This is a genomic window from Halobacillus sp. BBL2006 (assembly GCF_000786645.1).
Taxonomy (GTDB): Bacteria; Bacillota; Bacilli; order Bacillales; family Halobacillaceae; genus Halobacillus.
On the sequence record NZ_JRNX01000547.1, the window covers coordinates 1 to 1,551 of the forward strand.

Annotated in this window: 2 protein-coding genes; one reads left to right on the forward strand and one right to left on the reverse strand. The window is 42.2% G+C overall.

The window, feature by feature from the left end; translation table 11 throughout:
• Window positions 1–305: 305 nt before the first annotated feature.
• Window positions 306–881: an SCO family protein gene (locus LD39_RS15660; RefSeq protein WP_035549372.1), complete on the reverse strand. Its 576-nt coding sequence runs from the start codon at window positions 879–881 to the stop codon at window positions 306–308.
• A gap of 157 nt (window positions 882–1,038) precedes the next feature.
• Between LD39_RS15660 and LD39_RS15665 the strand changes: the two genes are divergently transcribed.
• A partial coding sequence (locus LD39_RS15665; protein ID WP_035549375.1) for an alpha/beta fold hydrolase occupies window positions 1,039–1,551 on the forward strand: 513 nt, incomplete at its 3' end.

The following is a 1,551-nucleotide window of genomic DNA, read 5'->3' on the forward strand; positions in this document are numbered from 1 at the left end:
ACCTACTACATTTAGGTGTCTTCTACCTTTTTAGTATCCGTATATGGGTGCTCCGTCAGTAAATTTTGAAATTAAGTTAGTTTTTCAGTGGCCACGACGGAGTCCGAGGAGGCTCGGCATCTGCCCGCGGAAAGCGAGCTGTTTTCCTTTCCCTCCCTCACTTCTCACCTAAAACGGACCATTATCTCAACTTCGAGTTTTCAACAATCGGGAGCTTTAATCGAATACGGAAGATTATCATCAATAATTTTAATACAATTAAAGAACCCTCTGGCCGTAAATGATGGCCAGAGGGTTCTTTCTATTTATTTTGCCGCTTTTACGTCATCTACAATTTGTTCATAAGGGACATCGACGTCACCCTTATATTTTTTAAGTACTTTCCCATCTTTACCTACTAAGTAAATGGAAGAGCCATGTGTGACTTGATCGTTTCCTTCCGTTTTCATTGCTACAGTCTTAAAGCTTTCTTGGGCAAAATTTTGTATTTGCTCTTGCTTATATTCTGTAACAAACGTCCAATTGCTGAAATCTGCGCCATGCTCGCTTCCGAATTCTTTCAACTTTTCAGGAGTGTCTACAGTAGGATCGACACTGAAAGAAACAATTTGTGCCTCAATGTCTTCATCCTTTAACATGGCTTGAACTTTTGCCATGTTACGTGTCATAGGCGGGCAAATCGTTTCGCAGGAAGTGAAGATAAAGTTGGCAAGCCAAACTTTTCCTTCCATTTCTTCTACAGAGAATGGCTTTTCACTCTGTGTCGTTGCTTGAAAATTCTGTACTTCCCAATCGAGTGTATCACTAAGTCCATTCGACCCGCAGGCGGCAAGAAGGATGGACATGATTCCAATCAGTATGAGTGTGGATTTGCGCTTCATAAGTTTCTCCTTCCAAATAAGCCTCAACCTACAGTTTACGATTCCTAAAAACGACATGTCAATTGAATTTACCTGTCAGCCAAATCCCAACTGAACTGTATATTTCAAGGAGATGCGGAAAAGCTAAAGTACCATGAATGATGAGCGAGGGATGAAAATGCCTTACTATACAGGTCAAGGTGGAAAACAACTTTTTTATGATGATATGGGCAACGGAGAAACGATCATTTTTATTCATCCGCCAGGTATGGGGAGAAAAGTTTTCAGGCAGCAGCACGAATTAGCAAGGGATTATCGTGTAGTTTTTCCTGACTTAAGCGGTAACGGTGATTCTGAAGTCGTATCGAAAGCTCCAGATATCAGCTTTTATGCCCGTGAAATCAAACAGCTGTTAAACCACTTGAAAATTGAAAGGACAGTGGTTGTTGGTTATTCATGTGGCGGGATGGTAGCCCAGGAGTTCGCGCTGACGTATCCCGATTGTGTAAATGGGGTAGTCCTTGCAGGAGGGTTTCCGAAGGTGGATACAGGAGGGCTGCGTCTTGAATTTTTAGCAGGGATGGAATGGGTGAGTAAAAGCCCTGAAACACTAGCGAAGCTATTGAGTCACTCTCATTTCAGGGATCCTGATATTAAGCGAGAGCTCAATGAGCATATGGCAAAATCTGAT